The 19,545-nt window shown below is 52.7% G+C and carries 15 protein-coding genes; 12 read left to right on the top strand and 3 right to left on the bottom strand.

What is annotated here, in order from left to right; all coding sequences use genetic code 11:
• The first annotated feature begins 315 nt into the window (after positions 1 to 315).
• The 10 genes from JRI95_02125 to JRI95_02080 all read left to right on the top strand — a co-directional run bounded on the left by JRI95_02125 (position 316) and on the right by JRI95_02080 (position 12,806).
• The gene (locus JRI95_02125) at positions 316 to 783 is read left to right on the top strand and encodes an Lrp/AsnC family transcriptional regulator (protein ID MBW2060339.1); all 468 of its coding nucleotides are present in this window, start codon (positions 316 to 318) and stop codon (positions 781 to 783) included.
• Positions 784 to 787: 4 nt separating this feature from the next.
• Entirely contained in the window at positions 788 to 1,903 is a 1,116-nt protein-coding gene (gene ald, locus JRI95_02120; GenBank protein MBW2060338.1) for an alanine dehydrogenase, read from the top strand.
• Between the two features lie 394 nt (positions 1,904 to 2,297).
• Positions 2,298 to 3,674, top strand: coding sequence for an aspartate aminotransferase family protein (locus JRI95_02115; protein MBW2060337.1), 1,377 nt, complete (start codon positions 2,298 to 2,300; stop codon positions 3,672 to 3,674).
• 132 nt (positions 3,675 to 3,806) lie between these two features.
• Entirely contained in the window at positions 3,807 to 4,760 is a 954-nt protein-coding gene (locus JRI95_02110; protein ID MBW2060336.1) for an ABC transporter permease, read from the top strand.
• A 15-nt stretch (positions 4,761 to 4,775) separates the two neighbouring features.
• Positions 4,776 to 5,738 carry an ABC transporter permease gene (locus JRI95_02105; protein MBW2060335.1) on the top strand — a complete coding sequence of 321 codons (963 nt, stop codon included), beginning with the start codon at positions 4,776 to 4,778 and terminating at the stop codon, positions 5,736 to 5,738.
• Between the two features lie 175 nt (positions 5,739 to 5,913).
• The gene (locus JRI95_02100; GenBank protein MBW2060334.1) at positions 5,914 to 7,626 is read left to right on the top strand and encodes an ABC transporter substrate-binding protein; all 1,713 of its coding nucleotides are present in this window, start codon (positions 5,914 to 5,916) and stop codon (positions 7,624 to 7,626) included.
• 125 nt (positions 7,627 to 7,751) lie between these two features.
• Positions 7,752 to 8,738 (top strand): ABC transporter ATP-binding protein, encoded by a 987-nt coding sequence (locus tag JRI95_02095; GenBank protein MBW2060333.1) that lies wholly within the window; start codon positions 7,752 to 7,754, stop codon positions 8,736 to 8,738.
• A 61-nt stretch (positions 8,739 to 8,799) separates the two neighbouring features.
• Positions 8,800 to 9,735 carry an ATP-binding cassette domain-containing protein gene (locus JRI95_02090; GenBank protein MBW2060332.1) on the top strand — a complete coding sequence of 312 codons (936 nt, stop codon included), beginning with the start codon at positions 8,800 to 8,802 and terminating at the stop codon, positions 9,733 to 9,735.
• Positions 9,736 to 9,901: 166 nt separating this feature from the next.
• Complete coding sequence (locus JRI95_02085; GenBank protein ID MBW2060331.1) at positions 9,902 to 11,554, top strand: fatty acid--CoA ligase; 1,653 nt, start codon at positions 9,902 to 9,904, stop codon at positions 11,552 to 11,554.
• Positions 11,555 to 11,654: 100 nt separating this feature from the next.
• A complete protein-coding gene (locus JRI95_02080) occupies positions 11,655 to 12,806 on the top strand; it encodes an acyl-CoA dehydrogenase family protein (protein MBW2060330.1) in 1,152 nt (383 codons plus the stop codon).
• A 99-nt stretch (positions 12,807 to 12,905) separates the two neighbouring features.
• Here JRI95_02080 and JRI95_02075 read toward each other — a convergent pair whose 3' ends face one another.
• The gene (locus JRI95_02075) at positions 12,906 to 14,300 is read right to left on the bottom strand and encodes a serine hydrolase (protein MBW2060329.1); all 1,395 of its coding nucleotides are present in this window, start codon (positions 14,298 to 14,300) and stop codon (positions 12,906 to 12,908) included.
• Between the two features lie 474 nt (positions 14,301 to 14,774).
• On the opposite strand from JRI95_02075, the gene ucpA reads away from it, so the two are divergent.
• Positions 14,775 to 15,566 (top strand): SDR family oxidoreductase UcpA, encoded by a 792-nt coding sequence (gene ucpA / locus JRI95_02070; protein MBW2060328.1) that lies wholly within the window; start codon positions 14,775 to 14,777, stop codon positions 15,564 to 15,566.
• A gap of 133 nt (positions 15,567 to 15,699) precedes the next feature.
• The gene (locus tag JRI95_02065) at positions 15,700 to 16,806 is read left to right on the top strand and encodes a radical SAM protein (protein MBW2060327.1); all 1,107 of its coding nucleotides are present in this window, start codon (positions 15,700 to 15,702) and stop codon (positions 16,804 to 16,806) included.
• A gap of 54 nt (positions 16,807 to 16,860) precedes the next feature.
• Here the strand turns inward: JRI95_02065 and JRI95_02060 are convergent, their stop codons facing one another.
• Complete coding sequence (locus JRI95_02060; GenBank protein ID MBW2060326.1) at positions 16,861 to 18,273, bottom strand: sulfatase; 1,413 nt, start codon at positions 18,271 to 18,273, stop codon at positions 16,861 to 16,863.
• 153 nt (positions 18,274 to 18,426) lie between these two features.
• Entirely contained in the window at positions 18,427 to 19,377 is a 951-nt protein-coding gene (locus JRI95_02055) for a hypothetical protein (GenBank protein ID MBW2060325.1), read from the bottom strand.
• Positions 19,378 to 19,545 lie beyond the last annotated feature (168 nt).

Here is a 19,545-nt window from a genome sequence, read left to right as displayed (position 1 = left end):
CTGAAATGCCTCCTTGGCTGTTGCCTGGCGTTATTAATCAGCCAGTTAAGTCTGATCCGACCTGGATGTTAAGGGCTTGCCACAGGATTTATGGCTTCAGACCCGGGGTAAATTCTCGGGTTATAACACAAATTTATTGACAATTTTTTTTTGTTTAAAAAAAAATATTGACAAAAAATTTTTATCTGGTTATTTTTCTTCTGTGGAATTATCCATATATAAGAAAAATGGCCCTTTATTTCTCCACCCGCCTTCCGTGAGAGTGACGCGACGGAAAACCTGCTCCGCTCTGAAACCTAATAGGAGATAAAAAAAATGGCCTTGAGCGCCCTGGATAAGGACCTCATCCGTCTCCTGAGCCAGGACGGCCGGATGCCCACCGGAGAAATGGCGCAAAACCTGGAGGTGACCAATCCGACCGTCCGTTCCAGGATGAAGGCCCTGATGCGTTCTGGAGTTTTAAAGGTCGCCGGTCTGGTGGATCCCTTTAAGATTGAAAATCTCATCATTGTCCTTGTGGCCCTCAATATCGAAAAGCACCAGCAGCTCGATGAAAAGGTGGAGCAGATTTCAAAGCTGGACCTGGTCCACTGGGCTGCGGTTGTCACCGGCCGTTATGATATTATAGTCGAGGTTATCTCGCCGAACGGGATGCCTGATTTTTACCGGTTCCTGACGGTGGAGCTTCCCAAAGTAGGCGGCATCCTTTCGAGTGAATCATTTATGATTATGAAGGCCAAATGCAAATGGATTTTGCTGCCTGATCAGATGAAGGATTGGTGAAATTATGCTGATTGGTGTGCCCAAAGAGGTTAAGAATAGTGAGTTCCGGGTTGGCATGGTTCCGGCGGGCGTTCGCATATTAACGGAAGCCGGTCATCAGGTTTTTATCGAGGAGAATGCGGGCAAGGGAAGCGGCATTACTGACGAGGAGTATGTGAAGGCCGGCGCTGTCCTGCTTCCAGAGGCTGCCCAGGTCTATGACCGGGCCGAGATGATCGTCAAGGTCAAGGAGCCCCTGCCCGGGGAATACTCCTTGATCAGGGAGGATCAGATCCTCTTTACCTATTTGCATCTCGCGCCTGCCCCTGAACTGACCCGGGCCTTGATGGACTGCCGGTGCATCGGGGTGGCCTACGAGACGATCCAGCTGGATGATGGATCGCTCCCGCTGCTGACGCCCATGAGTGAGGTGGCCGGGCGCATCGCGCCCCAGGTTGGCGCTCATTATCTTGAAAAAATCCACGGCGGCCGCGGGGTGTTGTTAGGGGGAGTGCCTGGGGTGGAAAAAGGCAGGGTCACGGTTATCGGCGGGGGAGTGGTCGGAGCCAATGCCACTAAAATCGCGGTTGGCCTTGGGGCCGATGTCTACGTGCTCGACGTTAACCCCCGGCGGCTGGCGGCCCTGGATGATATTTTTGGTAACGCCATTGCCACGGTCATGGCCAACCACGAAAATATCGCGCGCCTGGTTTCGGTCTCAGACCTGGTTATCGGGGCCGTTCTCATCCCCGGGGCCAAGTCCCCGGACCTGGTCACCCGGGAGATGATCTCCACCATGCCGCCTGGATCGGTGGTGGTGGATGTGGCCATTGACCAGGGGGGCTGCATCGAGACCAGCCGGCCGACGAGCCATGAAGATCCGGTCTTTGTGGTGGATGAGGTTATCCACTACTGCGTGACCAACATGCCTGCCATTGTGGCGCGAACCTCAACCTTTGCCTTGACCAACGTTACGCTGCCTTATGCCCTCGAGATTGCCAACAAGGGTATCGAGCGGGCCATAAAGGGAAATATGGCCCTGGCGTCAGGCGTGAATCTTTATAAAGGGAAGATCACTTGCCCCGGGGTGGCCGAGCCGATGGGCTGCCTCTGTGAGGATGTCTTGAGGCTTTTGGCATAAGGCGCAGAAGTGTCTCTGCTTCCGGCCGCCGGGCATGGGTGATTTTTTTTAAGGGAATTCACCACGAAAGTTGCACTAAAATTACTCTTTGACAACAGACTGATTCAAATAAGTTCTTAATTGTTTAACCAAGTTTTCATGAAGGAGGTTGTAAAGGTGAGTTGCTCCCGGTTTCTTTGACCACGAAATTGCACTAACGTGAGAAGAAGTTGTTCAAGGAGGTCGGGTGCAGTACAGTACTTATTAGAAAGCATGTTTTTTTTCAGATTGTTAAAAGGGTTGACAGGATGGCCGCTGATTCATTCCCAACTAGCTAAGGGGAGATATAAGCTAAGGGATCGGTGTTTTTTCTGTTAAAACATTAACCACAAGTCAGAAATCTAAGGAGGTTGTTATGACACCGGAAATTGAAGAAAAATTTGGACCAAGAAAAATGGAAGGCATGTGGAGTAAAATGCTTGGCTATCATCCGTATAAACCAATTTTGGATAGAGCTGAGGGGATATATCTCTATGATAACGAGGGGAATCGTTTCATTGATGTATCTGGAGGGCCAATCGCTATAAATCTGGGTCACGGTGACAGGAGAATTCGCGAGGCTATAAACAAGCAATTGGAAAAGTTCGAGTACTGTCATCCGATGCTTTCCAGCCAGCCTCGGGCGGAGCTATGCGAGAGAATTAGCCAAATTACACCATGGGATTTGAATACCGTCTTTCCTGTCTCGGGTGGATCTTTGGCGATTGAGACGGCTATTAAACTGGCTCGCCAGTATCACGTTGAAACGGGGAATGATCAAAAATACAAAATTATAACCTGCCACGAAAGCTATCATGGCATGACGCTGGGGGCGCTTTCAGCAGCCGGTGGTCCTGGATCCCAGACCAAGTTTGTGCCTTATATGCATCCCTGGCCGCATATTCATCAGCCTAGCTCTCGTCCCCCTGCAGGTATGAGTACCGAAGAATACGCGGAGTTTTGCAATTATGAACTGGAGGAAGCGATCCATTATGCCGGGGAACGGCACGTGGCGGCCTTCATGGCAACACCGGTAAGCGCAGGGGAGGATTACGGGTTTGTGGCTCCCAAGGAATATTGGCAGAAGGTAAGGGAGATCTGTGACAAGTACAATATACTTTTCATCGCTGATGAAGTTGTGACGGGCTTTGGCCGAACCGGCAAGTGGTTTGGTATGGAGCACTTTGATGTAAAACCCGATATTATGATCACCGGAAAGGGGATGTCCAGCCTGTACGCGCCCATGGGGGCGGCGATCGCTAGTGATAAGGTTAATGAGCCGTTTGCCAAAGGCGCTGCCTTTGTGCACGGCTTTACCAATCAGGGACATCCGATAGCATGTGCCGCCGCTAAAGCTGTTATTGATATCATAGAGGAAGATGGTTTAATCGAAAATAGTGCCGAAGTCGGGTCGTACTTGCACTCACAAGCGGAGCGGCTGCTGAAGCATCCCATCATTGCAGGAAAACGGGGCATCGGGATGTTAATGCCTCTTGAGCTGGTCATGAATAAAGAGACCATGGAATTCTTTCCTCAAGGTGCGGAGGCAGAGCGCAAACTACAGACCCTTGCATTAAAAAATGGCCTTGTTTTATATTCCACTTTATATGGTCCTCGTCGACCGGCCGCCCATAAACGCGGCTTGCCTATCTTTGTGTTTCCACCCATCTGTATCACCAGCGAGCAGGTAGATGATATGCTGGATCGCCTTGACACCACCTTAACTGAACTTGAAGAGGAAATGGGGGTTTAAGCTGGGGGATAAGACCGAAGAACGGCCAAATAAATCGCAAGGGGTGGAGCCATGAGTTCTAATCTTGAACAGGAGATTCAAGCGCTTGAAAAGCGGGTAATTCGAGCCAAGGGCGCAGTGTAGGGAAACAACATGCAGGCGTATCTCATTAGAAGATTACTGCTCATGATCCCCACCCTGATCGTGACGACCTTGATCGTGTTTTTTGTGGTTCGTCTCGTGCCTGGCAGCATCATTGACCTGATGGTCAGTGATATGGAGTTTACAACCCAGATGGACAGGGATGCGATCCAGCATGCCTTGGGGTTGGACAAACCGATCTATACGCAGTATGTGCGCTGGGTCTGGCAGATTATTTCGCAAGGCAGTCTTGGGAAATCTTTATGGAAAAACGTGCCTGTGACTCAGGAGATACTGGCTCGAATTCCAGTCACACTTGAACTTGGTGTCCTGTCCCTCATCGTGGGGTTGATCATATCCATTCCCATAGGGGTTTATTCCGCCATGCGGCAGGATACGGTGGGCGACTATATCGCCCGCAGCTTTGCCATCCTCCTGATCGCCCTGCCCGGCTTCTGGGTCGGAACCATGGTTGTGGTCTTTCCGGCCCTCTGGTGGAAGTGGTCGCCGCCGATGATATATATCTCCTTGACCGAGGACCCCATAGGAAATTTCAAGCAGGTCATCGTTCCAGCCATCATTTTGGGCATGGCCATGTCCGGCGTGACCATGAGAATGATGCGCACCATGATGCTGGAGGTCCTGAGGCAGGATTACATCCGAACAGCCTGGGCAAAAGGCCTGGAGGAAAAAACGGTCATCAGGAAGCATGCCTTGAAAAACGCCCTCATCCCGGTGGTGACCATCGTCGGCCTCTGGATGCCTATCGTCGTGGAAGGCGCGGTCATTTTAGAGCAGATCTTTAACCTGCCTGGAATCGGTCGGCTTCTGATTGAATCGGCCTTTACCAGGGATTACAGCATTGTTTCCGGGCTCGTCTTGTTGATTGCCTGCGGCATCTTGGTTATAAATCTTTTTATTGACCTTATCTATGGCTTTTTAGATCCTAGGGTGCGTTTTGATTAGAGGTAAGGTTTAAAAATGAGTGAAAGCACTACAGACGTAATAGGCAGACCTGGAGAACCCTCAAAAAGGCGCTCCTCACTGGCTGATTTCGTGATCAGGCTGGTCAAGGAAAAGCCCCTGGGTACCGCCGGCGCGATTGTAACTCTGATCATGCTTTTCGTGGGTATTTTTGCCAATTTCCTGGCTCCTTATGGCATGAATGAGATTCACCCCATTGACTTCCTCAGCCCGCCTTCAGCCAAATATTTACTGGGCACGGATAACCTGGGACGAGACATGCTCAGCCGCATCATATTCGGCGCTCGAATCTCGATCATTGTTGGTCTGGTGGCCAGTACCCTGGCTACGGCTGTTTCTGTATTGGTAGGGATTCTAACCGGATATATTGGCGGCAAATTCGACCTCCTTATCCAGCGGTTTGTAGATGCCTTTATGTGCTTCCCAGGCTTGGTCTTCCTCATTGCGGTCGCTTCCATTGTCGGACCAGGCTTGTGGCAGGTTATCATTTGCTTAGGATTGTTATACGGCGTTGGCGGGTCGAGAATCGTTCGCGGCGCGGTCATAGGCATTAGAGAAAATATGTACGTGGATGCTGCTGAGGCAATTGGTTGTCCCCAAAGGAAAATCCTGACCATGCATATCCTGCCCAACATCATGGCGCCTATTATCATCCTGTTTACGACACGGGTGCCGGCTATGATCCTGGCCGAGTCCGGCCTGAGCTTCCTCGGCCTGGGCATTCCTCCCCCAGCGCCCAGTTGGGGCGGTATGCTGAGCGGCGCCGGACGTGATTATATGTTCAAGGCCCCCTGGATGGCCATCTGGCCTGGCCTGGCCCTCTGCATCGTAGTGTATAGCGTCAATATGCTCGGAGATGCTGTCAGGGACATATTGGATCCAAGGTTAAGAGGGGGGCTGGGAAGCTATAGTATAGTCAAGGCCAGGAAGGCCTTGAGCAAGGCAATATTGAGGTCGTGAAGGATATTAAAGAGGCCTAGTAGAACCTCCTGCACCCTTCACAGCCTCATGTCGTCGGCCGGTAAAAAAGGGGGTGAAAATTTTCAAGCGTGAATTAAAATAGACATTATGTTCAGAAAGTGGCTGCCGTATCAAGACAGCCTGGGTCCAACCATCTAATCCTAAGGAGAATCGAATGATGAAGCGAAGCACTATCAAAAAGGTCGGCTTCAGCCTTGGTGCAGCCTTGATCTTGCTGGCTGCAATTGGTTTCCTGAGTTATACCGGTGTGGTTAATATCACCGGTCAGGCCAACGCTGCCAAGGTGGAGCCGAAATATGGCGGAACTATTATCGCTGGAAATTATTTAATAGCTTACGACCCTAAGGGCTTTGATCCAGGGATGGCGAATTACAACGTTGATCAGTTCACCTCATTTTTTGCTGAAAAATTGATGTACGGTGACTGGGCCAAAGGCCCGATGGGTACCAATGAATGGGATTTTACCCAAACGGAATGGTATCCCCCCCATGTCTTAAAGGGATGTCTGGCTGAAAGCTGGGAGTGGACCGATCCCCTGACTCTGGTCTTTAAACTGCGCAAAGGGATCAAGTTTCAGAATAAGCCGCCGGTTAACGGCCGGGAGTTTGTGGCTGATGACGTGGTCTATAGTTGGAATCGGCTTTTAAAAAGCCCCCGGGTGGCCAAGAAACGTTTTGCCTGCCTGGATTCCGTGACCGCCCCTGACAAATACACGGTAGTTTTTAAGCTGAACAAATTCATCGGTGAATGGCGCTATCTGCTCGGATATGGAGCCTATATTGGAATATACCCCCGCGAAATGGTGGAAGCAGGCGCTGATAACTGGAAGAATGCTTGCGGCACAGGACCTTTCCTAGTGGAAAAATATGTCCGCGGCAGTTCCGTTACTTACGCCCGGAACCCTGACTACTGGGGGACGGTCAAGCTTGGCGGAAAGGAATACAAATTACCTTTTGCCGACAAGATCAAGCTGCCCATCATTCGCGATCGCGCCACCAGGATAGCAGCTATGCGGGCAGGTAAAATTGATATACTCTATTCAGTAAGGTGGGACAACGCCGAAAGCCTGGACAAGACAAACCCCGAGCTGAATAAATTAGGTGTCATTGTCCCGGATTCTTTTCAGGTTCATTTTGAGATGAATAACGAGGTCCTTAAAGATATCAGGGTGCGCAAGGCCCTGAATATGGGCGTGGATCGCGATGCCATCGGCAAGTCTTTATACGGTGGCAAGTATGCAAAATTCAGTTATCCGTTCCTGGCTTTCTGGCCGAAGGCGCTTTATACCCCCTGGGACAAGCTTCCACCGGACGTCAAGGAGAATTATGTATACAACCCGGAAAAGGCCAAGAAGCTTCTGGCCCAGGCCGGCTATCCCAAGGGTTTCCAGACTAACCTGGTCTACCCCCAAACCTATGATGACATAGCCCAGATGCTCGTGGCCTACTGGTCCCAGATCGGGGTCAAGGTTAAAATGAGGGTGGTTGAACCGAATCAGATTTACAGTATTATGGCCACCAAGAAATTTGAAGGCATGATCGGAGTCTCAGACGGCGGCTCAGGTCCCCTGGTGGCCATGCGGAAACAGACGCCTGGAGAATTCTGGAACCCAGGGAAAATCAATGATGCCAAGCTGACCGAACTGTACGATACCGTCAGGCAAATACATGATGTTAATGAGATGAACCGGCAGCTGAAAAAAGCAAATGTATACGCCTTAAGCCTGGTCCCCAGGTTCAGCTCTCCGGCCCCGTACGTTTACAACTACTGGCAGCCGTATATCGGCGGCTTCCATGGTGAAAACTGTATCGGCTTCTTTAGCCCGGGTCCGGTGTTCGGCCGTATTTGGACAACCAAGTCCAAGTAAAAAGATAAAAGGCATAACAGAAAATTACTTTAAGACAGGCCTGACAAACACAGGGGTTTAATCTGCCAGTTGACAGCCAGGCGCCTAAACCCCTGTGCTCCTTATTCTAATAGGTGGAAAGAGAATTGACGGCAGAGGGAAACATCCTGGAGGTTAAAAGCCTGCAGACCTATTTCTATACCGAAGCCGGTCTGGTGAAAGCGGTGGACGGCCTATCCTATCACGTCAAGAAAGGGGAGAGCGTCGGCCTTGTGGGCGAGAGCGCCTGTGGCAAAAGCGTAAGCGCTCTCTCTATCTTACGCCTCATCCCTTACCCGCCCGGGTTGATCATCGGCGGCAAAATTATCTTCAAAGGCCATGACCTTCTTGAGGTGAGCGAGAGCGAAATGCATCATATCAGAGGCAACCGCATCGCCATGATCTTTCAGGAGCCGACGACCTCCCTCAATCCGGTGATTAGCGTTCAGAAGCAGGTCTCTGAAGCCCTGAAGCTGCATCGCGGCCTGAATAAGAATGAAGCCGCTCAGGAGGCCTTGGAACTGCTCCAGCTTGTGGGCATACCGGATTCGAAACGGAGGATGACAGACTATCCTTACCAGTTCAGCGGGGGGATGCAGCAGCGGCTCATGATCGCCATGGCCTTAAGCTGCGACCCCGAACTGCTCATAGCTGACGAGCCTACTACTTCCCTTGATGTGACGGTTCAGGCGCAGATTTTAGAAATCATAGACGACCTGAGGTCCAAATTCGAAACCTCGGTCATCCTCATCACCCACAACCTGGGGATTGTTGCCCGTTATGTGGACCGGGTGAACGTGATGTATGCCGGACGGCTGGTAGAGACCGCGCCGACCGAAGTCTTATATATCCAGCCCAGACATCCTTATACTGTTGGGCTTCTGGCCTCGGTGCCCAGGCTGGACAGGCCGCGCGGTATCAAACTGGTGCCCATTAAGGGCCAGCCGCCTGATCTCGCTGCGCTGCCAAAGGGTTGTGCCTTTGCGCCTCGCTGCGGTTATGCTGCGGACCGATGTCTGGAAGAAAAGCCTGAGTTGGTAAAAGTTGGGGACGATCACTTTTGCGCCTGTTTTATTGATATAAGGACGCATTGAGATAAACGGAGACCTCCCTGTGCCTCGAAATGATATCTTAACCGAAATTATTGATCTCAAGATGTACTTCCCGGTACTTGCAGGCGTTTTTCGAAAAAAAGTGGCTGAAGTTAAGGCCGTTGATGGGATAAGCTTTTATATAAAACAGGGAGAGACGCTCGGGCTGGTCGGTGAAAGCGGATGTGGCAAAACCACCACCGGACGCTGTATCCTGCAACTGAATAAAGCAACCTCAGGCCAGGTCTTATTCCAGGGCCTGGATCTTTGTGAGCTCAGAGGCGAGAAGCTGAGGGCCATACGGCGGCATATGCAGTTGATATTCCAGGACCCCTTCGCATCACTCAATCCTCGCATGACCGCTGGGAAAATTGTCGGGGAGCCTCTAATACATCATGGACTGGTCGAAAACCGCAAGGATTACAAGGAGAAGGTTCAGGAGCTATTCCGGATGGTCGAGCTTGATCCTGATATGATGGAGCGGTACCCCCATGAGTTCAGTGGAGGCCAGCGTCAGCGCATCGGGATAGCTCGAGCCCTGGCCGTCAGGCCCAGCCTGATCGTATGCGACGAACCCGTTTCGGCCCTGGATGTCTCTATTCAGGCCCAGATCATTGATCTGCTGGAACGGCTCAGAGAAGAATTTAACCTGACCTACCTCTTCATCGCTCACGATCTTTCCGTGGTGCGCCATATCAGTGAGCGGGTGGCGGTCATGTATCTGGGGAAGCTTGTCGAGATTACAAACAGCGACGAGCTTTACGGTAATCCGCAGCATCCATACACCCAGGCCTTACTTTCCGCTATTCCCCTGCCTGACCCGGTCGCTGATCGAAAAAGGGAGCGTATTCTCTTAAGCGGCGATGTGCCCAGCCCTATCAATCCCCCTGAAGGCTGCAATTTCCACCCCAGGTGTCACAAGGCCAAGGACGTCTGCCAAAGACAAGCCCCTGAATTAAAGGACATCGGTAGCGGTCACTGGGTCGCCTGCCACTTGTAATACCCAGCAAAGCCTGTTAAATAGTAACCTTAACGTTCAATAACGGTGATCAAAATTTGAGGGCAAGCCGGGGAGGGATTCTTTAGAAAAAGGATGGCGCGAGATTCCCTGTCCGGGGAAAAAATACAACCTTGGATTGGACCTAAGGCAGGAGGTTAGAGTCTCAATGGAAGGCACCCGTCTTATCCCCCGCACGCCGTCGGCCTATGCGTATCCTTTACTTATCAAGCAGCTTCTCCATACTCCCCTTTTATACGCTCCGGATGAGGAAATCGTTTACCGGGAGCTGGTGCGTCATACCTATCGGGACTTTTACGCCCGGATCAATCGCCTGGCTTCCGCCTTGACCTCCCTGGGGGTGAGGCCCGGGGATACGGTGGCCGTGTTGGATTGGGATTCCCACCGCTATCTAGAGTGTTTTTACGCCGTTCCCATGCTGGGCGCGGTTCTCCACACCGTCAATATTCGCCTGTCACCGGAGCAGATTCTCTTCACCATGAATCATGCCGAGGACACCGTGGTTTTGGCGCACCAGGATTTCCTGCCTCTCCTGGAAGGGATTGCCAGCAAACTGGAGACGGTGCAGACTTTCATTTTGCTTCTGGATGATTCCGAAAGACCGCCCACCTCTCTGCCTCTCACCGCGGAATATGAAGAGATGTTGAAGCGGGCTGATGATTCTTTCGACTTTCCCGATTTCGAGGAAGACACCCAGGCCACGGTTTTTTACACCACTGGAACCACTGGGGACCCCAAGGGTGTTTATTTCAGCCATCGTCAGCTCGTCCTCCATACCCTGGCCGCGGGCATGATGCTGGGCTGCTTCAGGGAACCCCGCTTCCAGTCCGGGGACGTGTACATGCCCATCACGCCGATGTTTCATGTTCACGCCTGGGGGATTCCTTATGTGGCCACCCTGCTCGGTGTGAAGCAGGTTTACCCCGGTTTGTACGAAGCCGGGAAACTGCTGAAACTCATTGAAAAAGAGAAGGTGACCTTTTCCCACTGCGTCCCGACCCTGCTGCATATGATACTCTCTGACCCCATGGCCAGCAAGGTTGACCTAAACGGATGGAAGGTCAACATCGGCGGCTCGGCCCTGTCCAAAGGACTGGCCAGGGCCGCTATGGAGCGGGGGGTCAAGCTCATCGCCGGATACGGCATGTCCGAGACCTGTCCGATCCTGACGGCGGCGCTCCTGAAGCCCTTCATGCTGGACTGGGATATAGAACGAAGATTGGACGTCCAAAGAAAGGCGGGATTCCCTATACCTCTGGTTGACCTGAGGGTAGTGGACGAGACGGGTGACCCTCTCCCAAGAGATGGAAGTTCTGCGGGAGAGATCGTGGTTCGGTCTCCCTGGCTGACCCAGGGGTACTTCAAGGAGCCTCAGAAGTCTGAAGAACTTTGGAGGGGAGGCTGGCTTCATACCGGAGATATCGCCACTATAGACCAGGAGGGATATGTGCAGATTACCGATCGTTTAAAAGACGTCATCAAGAGCGGCGGGGAGTGGATTTCTTCCCTGGAGATAGAGAGTCTTATGAGCCAGCATGAGGCCGTATCCGAGGTGGCGGTGGTTGGTATAAACGACGAGAGGTGGGGCGAACGGCCCATCGCCGTGGTGGTTCCGAAATTGGGAAGCAAGGCGAGGGCGTCTGAAGAAGACCTCCGGGCCTTCCTGGACAAGTTTGTCAATGAGGGCCTTATCTCCAAATGGTCTGTTCCGGACAGGATTTACCTGGTCAATGAGATTCCCAAGACGAGCGTCGGAAAGATGGACAAAAAGGAAGTTAAAAAACAGTTTGAAAAAAAATGATTTTTCGATATGCTAGGGGCCGCGAGCCCGGATGATCATCAGTCTTTTTACTCAAACTTCCTGGTGATAGAACCAATAATCATAACCAAAGGGTGAAGCTATGGAATTTATTCTGAGCCTCCTCAGCCAAGAGCAGAGGATGTTGAGGGAGTCCGTTATAAAAATCTGTCAGGGGAAATTAAAGGAGCTGGAGGAAAAAATAGGGGAAACCAATATCGTCAGCCGGGAGATCCTCAAGTTCCTGGCCGACCAGGGACTCCTGGGGCTCACGGTTCCGGGCAGGTATGGCGGCGGTCCTGAAAACATGTCCCTGGTTTCTTTTTGTCTTGTCCGTGAGGAGCTGGCCCGGACCTGCCTCAACGCCGAACTGATTTTCACCATGCAGGGCCTCGGGGCCGGTCCGATCGTGGTGGCGGGCAGTGAGACCCAGAAGGAGGCCTACCTCCCGCCCGTGGCTTCAGGAGAAAGCGTCATTACCTTTGCCTTGACCGAGCCCAGCGGCGGCTCGGACGTGGCGGCCATCCTGACGCGGGCCGAGCGTAAAGGGGACGAATATATTCTCAACGGGAGTAAGACCTTTATTTCCATGGCCCCGGATGCGGACGTCTACACGGTCTTTGCCAAGACCGACCCGGATAAAGGAACGAAGGGCGTCACAGCTTTCATCGTGGAAAAGGGTTTTGAGGGTTTTACGCCGGGGGCGCGGCTGGACCTGGTGGCGGCTCATCCGATTGGCTCCCTTTATTTTGAGGACTGCCGCGTGCCAGCGGCGAACAGGCTGGGAGAGGAAGGCGCCGGGTTCAAGATTGCCATGCAGACCCTGGATTTTTTCCGCACCACGGTCGGCGTCTGTGCCGTCGGCTTTGCCCAGGCCGCCTTTGATGAAGCCTTAGCCTACGCCAGGCAAAGGGAGGCCTTTGGACAACCCTTGAGCCAGTTTCAGCTCATCCAAGGCAAGCTGGCGGACATGGCCACCAAGATCAGCGCGGCCAGGCTTCTGATCTACCGCGCTGCTTTTTTAAAGGACCGGGGAAAGGAGCGCATCACCAAGGAGTCAGCCATGGCCAAACTGTATGCCACCGAGATTGCCCAGGAAGTGATTGATGAAGCAGTGCAGATTCACGGCGGCTACGGCGTTTCACGGGGATACGTCGTGGAAAGGCTCTACCGCGAAATCCGTATGCTCCGCATCTATGAAGGAGCTTCCGAGATTCAGCGCATCATCATCGCCAATCAACTGCTGAGGCGGTAGCCCCTGGAAGTACAGCGGCCGCACCTAGAGTTTATAAAACTTGCGCCCGGATTAAAAGCTGGATCACAAAAAGCTGATCAAGCTCCTTCCTGGTCTACCCTAAGGAATCGCTTTCAATACATCAGCCAGGAACTCCTCCAGGTTCCAGGCTCCCTTGGCCTGGCTCAGCCCGAGGCGCACCGCCACCAGCTTTTTGGACGGGATAATCGTGACGGACTGGCCTTCGAAACCGCTGGCAAAAAACAAATCAGTTGGAAGTAACGGCATTGGCCTTTTGGTTTCATCGGAGGGGTTTCCGGCATTCAGCCAGAACTGCGCGCCGTATCTTCCCTGGGGAGCCTTGGGTGTGGGCCTTCGGGAATAATCTACCCAGCCTTCGGGCAGGATACGCGTTCCCTCCCAGACGCCGTCCTGGAGATAAAGGAGGCCAAAGCGCGCCCAGTCTCTAGCCGTGGCGTACATGAAGGAGGAGCCGACAAATGTTCCCGAGGCGTCAGGCTCCATGATGGCGCTGCGCATGCCAATGCGGTTGAACAGGGCCTGGCGCGGGAAGGCGAAGTAATCCGCGCTCGTGCCGCCGACCGCGCCGCGTACGATGCGCGAGAGGATGTTCGCCGTACCGCTGGAGTAGCTCCACTTGCTATCCGGTTCAGTTTCAAGGGGCTGGGAGGCGGCATAGGCCGCTGTATCGTGAGTTCCAAAGAGCATGCAGGTGGCGTCTGAGTTCTTGGTGTACTCCTCGATAAACTTCAGTCCGCTGCTCATGCGAAGCAGTTGGTCAAGAGTAATGGACCGACGCGGATCGTCCGCTCCGCTCCATTCCGGCACAGAAGCCGGCTCCTGGATGAGCAGCCTACCTTGACCAACCAGGATGCCGATCAGGGCGTTGGTTACGCTTTTGGTCATGGACCATCCCAGGAGGGGCGTGCTTTGCGAAAAGCCGGACGCATAACGCTCCGCAATGATCCGGCCCTTATAAACCACTACCACGGCCCTGGTTCGGCGGGGCTTCTTGGGATCGGGTTCTGAAAAGGCCTTGTCCATGGCCTCGGCCAGCTTCACCTTATCAACACCGGCCGGGAGTTCGGCCTTTGGTGTGAGGTCTCCCGTGGGCCAGGGAACGTTTTGCGGATGACGCGGCCGGGGTTCCACGTAAACCCTGGCCTGATTTAAGACTTCTTCTTCAGTAGCATAATTGACCAGAGTGCACCCGCATCCTTCACGATAGATGGCGCGTTTCCTGATTTTTCCTTGAAATGTAACCGTAACTGCCTTGCCTGCATAATCAATTATGGCCGGGAAAGCACGAACCGCCGCCAAGTCCTGGCTCTGGATGATTTCTGGGTCCCGCATCGAGATAAAGACGTCGGAGCAGAGCCTCTTGGCCTTGTAAGCCGTGAACAGGGCCATCGTGTTTTTACAGGCAGCAAAAGACGTTCCTGCTGAAAAGATCAGCAGGCCAATCAGGACGCCTAGCAGTACCTTTCGCTTCATGGTGTTCCCTCCTTGCATGCGCATATTTCTGGTGCTCTTCCGGGCCTCAGATAAGCCTGTGACCCATGATGATATGAATCAACCCGGGCATATAAATCTTTTCCCCTGCTTTTTGACTCCGGGACTTTATGGGAAGTGTAAAAAAAAATTAGTATGGGACATGGTGATTGTCAAGCGAATTTTTTACGAATATCAGGCACAACGGCGTCTTCGCTATTCGATGGGATCATTTTGATTTTATGATTTTTTCTACCTTCGGTCTATTTTTCTTATTATTAACCAGTCAAAGCCTTTATTAACTTCACATAAGCCTTGCCTTTTATCTTTGCTGCGCCTCTGGTGATGCATTGAACCGTAAAATGTGATACCACAATTAGAAACGAGCCGAGTATTTTTGTTAGTGTGCCTTGGGCAGAGCGTTATTAATGGGTTGGGGCCTGCCATGGGCCAGGCTTCTTTCCAGGAGGTGCTGTAATGGGAAAGTTGGATTCAAGGGTGGCTGTGGTTACCGGCGCGGCCATGGGTAATGGCGAAGGGATCGCCAGGGTGATGGCCGGACACGGGGCGCACGTTGTCCTGTGGGACGTTTTGGATCAGGTGTTTGAAACCGCCAAGGCAATTTTATCCGAAGGCGGCCAGGCGATAGCGTACCAGGTGGATGTCAGGAATTTTGAGGCCTGCAAAACTGCGGCTGAGGAGGCCATTGCAAGGTTGGGCAAGATTGACATCCTGTGCAATAATGCCGGAGTGATCCGGTCGGCCGTTTTTTTAAAAATGAGCGATGAAGACCGGGACTTTCAATTCGATGTCAATATCAAAGGAGTCTGGAACTGCACCAAGGCCGTTCTCCCGAACATGAAAAAAAACGGGTACGGGAAGATCGTCATCATGTCGTCGGTCACAGGACCGATGGTCGTGGACCCCGGCGAAACGGCTTATGCCACGACCAAGGCGGCCAACTGGGGGTTCACCAAGGCCCTGGCCCGGGAAGTGGCCAGGGACAATATAACCGTCAACGCCATCTGTCCCGGGATGATCAGGACGCCCATGGTGGAACAGGGAGTTCGTCAAATCGCCCCTGATAACATGGAAGCCGTTCTGGAGGCCATTGCGAAGTCTATTCCCATGGGTCGGCTCGGTAATATTTATGAGATCGGTGAGCTGGCCGCCTTCCTTGCTTCTGATGAAGCCAGTTATATCACAGGGACGCAGGTGGTCATAGACGGAGGCAGCACCCTGCCAGAAACCCTGATCGTAGGAGGCTGAAAGCTGTTAGGGCTGCACTTGATCCTTTGGAAATAACCCAGGATAATAAAGGCTGTCTTTAAGTGATGATTCTGAGAATCAAGGCCAGTTCAAGCAAAACCTCCCTGGATCATGATAACGGGTAAGTCTTACCATGGGCACGTGCCGACATTGCGACAGGACCGACAGAACAATCTCCTCGACCATCGGATACTGCGCGTCTTGTATTCAGGATCATTTTGACGAGGTCTGGCCGGAAATCAAGAAGGTCCATGACCGCAGTCGGCTGGCCTTTGGGCTGCCTGCTGATCCGCCCCGGGCCGAGGATGGTCTGACCTGCGGCCTGTGTTTTCACGGCTGTCGTATCCCGGAGGGCGCCACCGGCTTTTGCGGGCTTCGCCGCGTGGAATCGTCTAAAATTTTAGGCGGGAGACCGCACGAGGGAAATCTTTCCTACTACTATGATCCTCTGCCCACGAACTGTGTCGGCAGCTTTGTCTGCCCGGCCGGTACGGCTGGCGGATACCCTGAATATTCGGTTTCCAGGACACCTGAGTATGGCTATAAAAACCTGGCTGTTTTTTATCATGCCTGTTCCTTCAACTGCCTGTACTGCCAGAACTATCACTTCAAGACCCAGACCGCCTCTTCCATCAGGGTTTCCTCAAAAGACCTGGCCGATGCCGTGGACGAGAAAACCACCTGTATCTGCTATTTTGGCGGTGACCCCACCCCTCAGATTCTCCATGCTTTAAAGGCGTCCAGGCTGGCGCGGCAGCAGAACCCGGGCCGGATTCTCAGGGTCTGCTGGGAGACGAACGGGGCCATGCAGGAACCCTTTCTGAGCATGATGGCAGAGATAACACTCGAATCCGGCGGGTGCGTTAAATTTGACCTCAAGGCCTGGGACGAAAGAATCCACTATGCCTTGTGTGGCGTAGGCAACCAGAAAACCCTGGAAAATTTTGAAACACTGTCCGGACGGATATCGCAAAGGCCTGACCCGCCGTTCCTTCTGGCCAGCACCCTGCTGGTGCCCGGCTACGTGGACGAAGATGAGGTCAAAGCCATCGCCTCTTATATGGCCGGGTTAAACCCGGACATCCCATACAGCCTCCTGGCCTTCCATCCCCTGTTTTACCTCAGAGACTTCCCCACAACCTCACGCCGTCATGCCCTTAGATGCCAGGAAGCAGCCAAGCGGGCTGGACTGCGGCGGGTACACATTGGCAATATTCACCTCTTAGGGGACGATTACTGAAACGTCGTCCTGTACCCGGTTGAACGAACATAATTCTGCCAGCCGCTCTATTGATCAGACTTGGATCTCAAGCCTCACGCCTTCATACTGAAAGGGTATCCTGCGACGACTTGGCCAGAGGGGGTCTTTAAGCCCGGCGTTCCAGCTTAAAAAAGCCTCTTGCAATTGTTTCACGACACCGGGATTCTGACTGGCCAGGTTCTTTTGCTCGCCGATGTCTTGGGAGACATTATACAGCCAGTAATGACATGCACCCTGAAAAAGCTTCCAATAACCGCTTCTGACCGCCCAGAGCGAGCCGTTGCGCCAGAAGAGCGTGTCATGGGCCGGGCTGGTTTTATCGCCCCTGAGGTAAGGAACCAGATTGACGCCGTCTATTTTTCGGTCCTTCGGTACATCAACTCTAGCCGCGGCCGCGGCGGTGGGGAATACGTCCAGGGAGCTGACCGGGTGCTGATAAACCTTCCCGGCCGGAACCTGGCCGGGCCATTTCATGGCAAAGGGGACCCGAGTTCCCCCGTCCAGGAGGTACATTTTGCCAAGCCTTAAGGGCTTATTGTCGCACGCTTGTGTATAAAGGGCGCAGCCATTGTCGCTCAGGAAAAAAATGAGGGTGTTGTCTTCCAGGTTAGTTTCCTTAAGTTTGCCCAGGATCGCGCCCACCGAGTCATCAACAGCAGAGATCATGGCTGCGTAAATCCGCCAGCGTTCATCTTTGATGTGTGGAAAACGATCATAATACTTCCTGGTGGCCTGAAGCGGAGTATGCGGCGCGTTGTAAGAAAGGTATAGGAAGAAAGGTTCGGCTTTGTGCCGTTCGATATAATCAATCGCTTCACGGGTGAAGGCATCGGTGAGGTATTCTTTTTCTTCAACCGGGTCTCTCCCGCGCCTGATAGGGTCTATCTGCCTGAATCGCGCGAACCCCGGCTGGCCGTCCCGCCACAGGATAAAAATGCTTTGGGCGTCAGGTGTTTGAGGATCGAGATAGTAGTTCTGCCCGGCGATAAACCCGAAAAATTCATCGAACCCGCGCTTGAAAGGGTGATACTGCGGCTGCGCCCCCACATGCCATTTGCCAATGACGCCTGTGGTATAGCCTGCCTTTTTCAAGATATGAGCCAGAGTGATTTCCGAAGCCGGGAGACCCACGCCGTACCTCAAAGCTCTCCTAATAGGTCCGACGTTGAATTCACAACCGAATCGTTGCTGATACCGGCCGGTTAAAAGACCCGCTCTGGAGGGGCTGCAGACCGGGGCCGTGACGTAGCCGTCAGTAAAAAGCACGCCGTCTCTGGCGATGGAATTGATGTGCGGGGTGGGGACGCGGTCGCATCCGTAAAGTCCGGTGTCGCAATAGCCCAGATCATCCGCGAAAAGTAATATAATATTAGGCGGACGCGCATGCCGGTCCTGGGAGGCGAAGGCAAGGCCCGGTGCTAAAAGGCTCAAAGCGGTGGCGCCCATAAGCCCTATGAAATCTCTACGCCTCAGCTTAAGTTCAGGAAATTCGCTTCTGGCAGACCTTTTCTTGTGATTCATAATGACCTCCTGTTTCATGGCTTTTTATTTTCTTAAAAAGGTTGATTTCCTCAATATCCGCTGAGCGCTTATTATCTGTTAATCCTGATGGGGGAGCTGGCGCCACAGATCCATGGCGGCCTGAACGGCCAGGGCCTGGTGCGGGACTGCAGATACGCCACCCACCAGACGTCCCTTTTGAAAGACGACGTCAAAGGTGTTCTTCATATCGCATAAAACGAACGTCATGCCTTCTCTGCTCTGGTTTCGAGCTCCCTTGCCGTATTTTAACGCGTATTCCCTGTACCGTTCCTTCACCTCGCCGGCCGCTCGGACAGAGTCCTGCCCGGATAGAAAGACGTTGATCACGCTGCCATATTTCCGATACCGGGCCGTGTATGTATTTGTCATGAAATCCAGGCCGCCGGCGTCCACCTTAAAATATTTTATGGAGTCTGGGATAAGGTTGCTAAGGGGGAGATGAATTAATCCCCAAACCGGCTCGCCTGCATTGCTGAGAGCGCTGGCTATCCCTTTGGCCATGCGCAAGCCGATCTGTTTCACCGCTTCGGTTTCAGGCGAGACAATGATCTTAATATAATACCTGCCTTTCCAGATGAAACAGTGTGCGCCTGACCGGTAGGCGGCGCGACCCAGATCAAGCGGTGTTCCGTTCATCCGTTCCACTGAAAAAATGCCAAAGGCGTTCGTGGCTGTGCCCATGTCATAGACGAACAGCTCGATAAACGTTTCCTCATCTTTTTTATTTTCAAACCCAGCCAAGGTCAAACGAACCACATCGTAGGAGAGGTATAGTTCGGCTGCTCCGTCAATTTTTTCATACAGATTTTCTGCCTGGTAACGCCTGACCTCCTCATACATTCTCCAGCCGCCAGGGGTGAGGCCAGCCATGATTTCGGTCAGCTTTTCAGATTCAGCCGCCCAACAGACACTTGACCCGAAAAACAAGAAAGCCAGGAGCAAAAGTAGCCTCAGGGCCATGCCCACCCCGGGCCTGCAGGGAAAAACCATGAACCAGTTCTGTTTCATCTAAAAGCTCCTTTAGGGTATAATTTGAATCATTATAGCAGATGAAACAGGTGAACGAGACACCCTGATGACGTTCAAGAAACTTATAAAGGAGATTGACCTGGCGTCAGCGATCTGTTTTATATAGCTCTGTTCAGGCACTTTGCTCAAAACAAATTACTTAAAAAG

The sequence above is a fragment of the Deltaproteobacteria bacterium genome (genome assembly GCA_019308995.1).
Classification (GTDB): Bacteria; Desulfobacterota; Desulfarculia; order Adiutricales; family JAFDHD01; genus JAFDHD01.
Note: the sequence above shows the minus strand (reverse complement) of the source record. Positions and strands in the feature narration are given on the sequence as shown.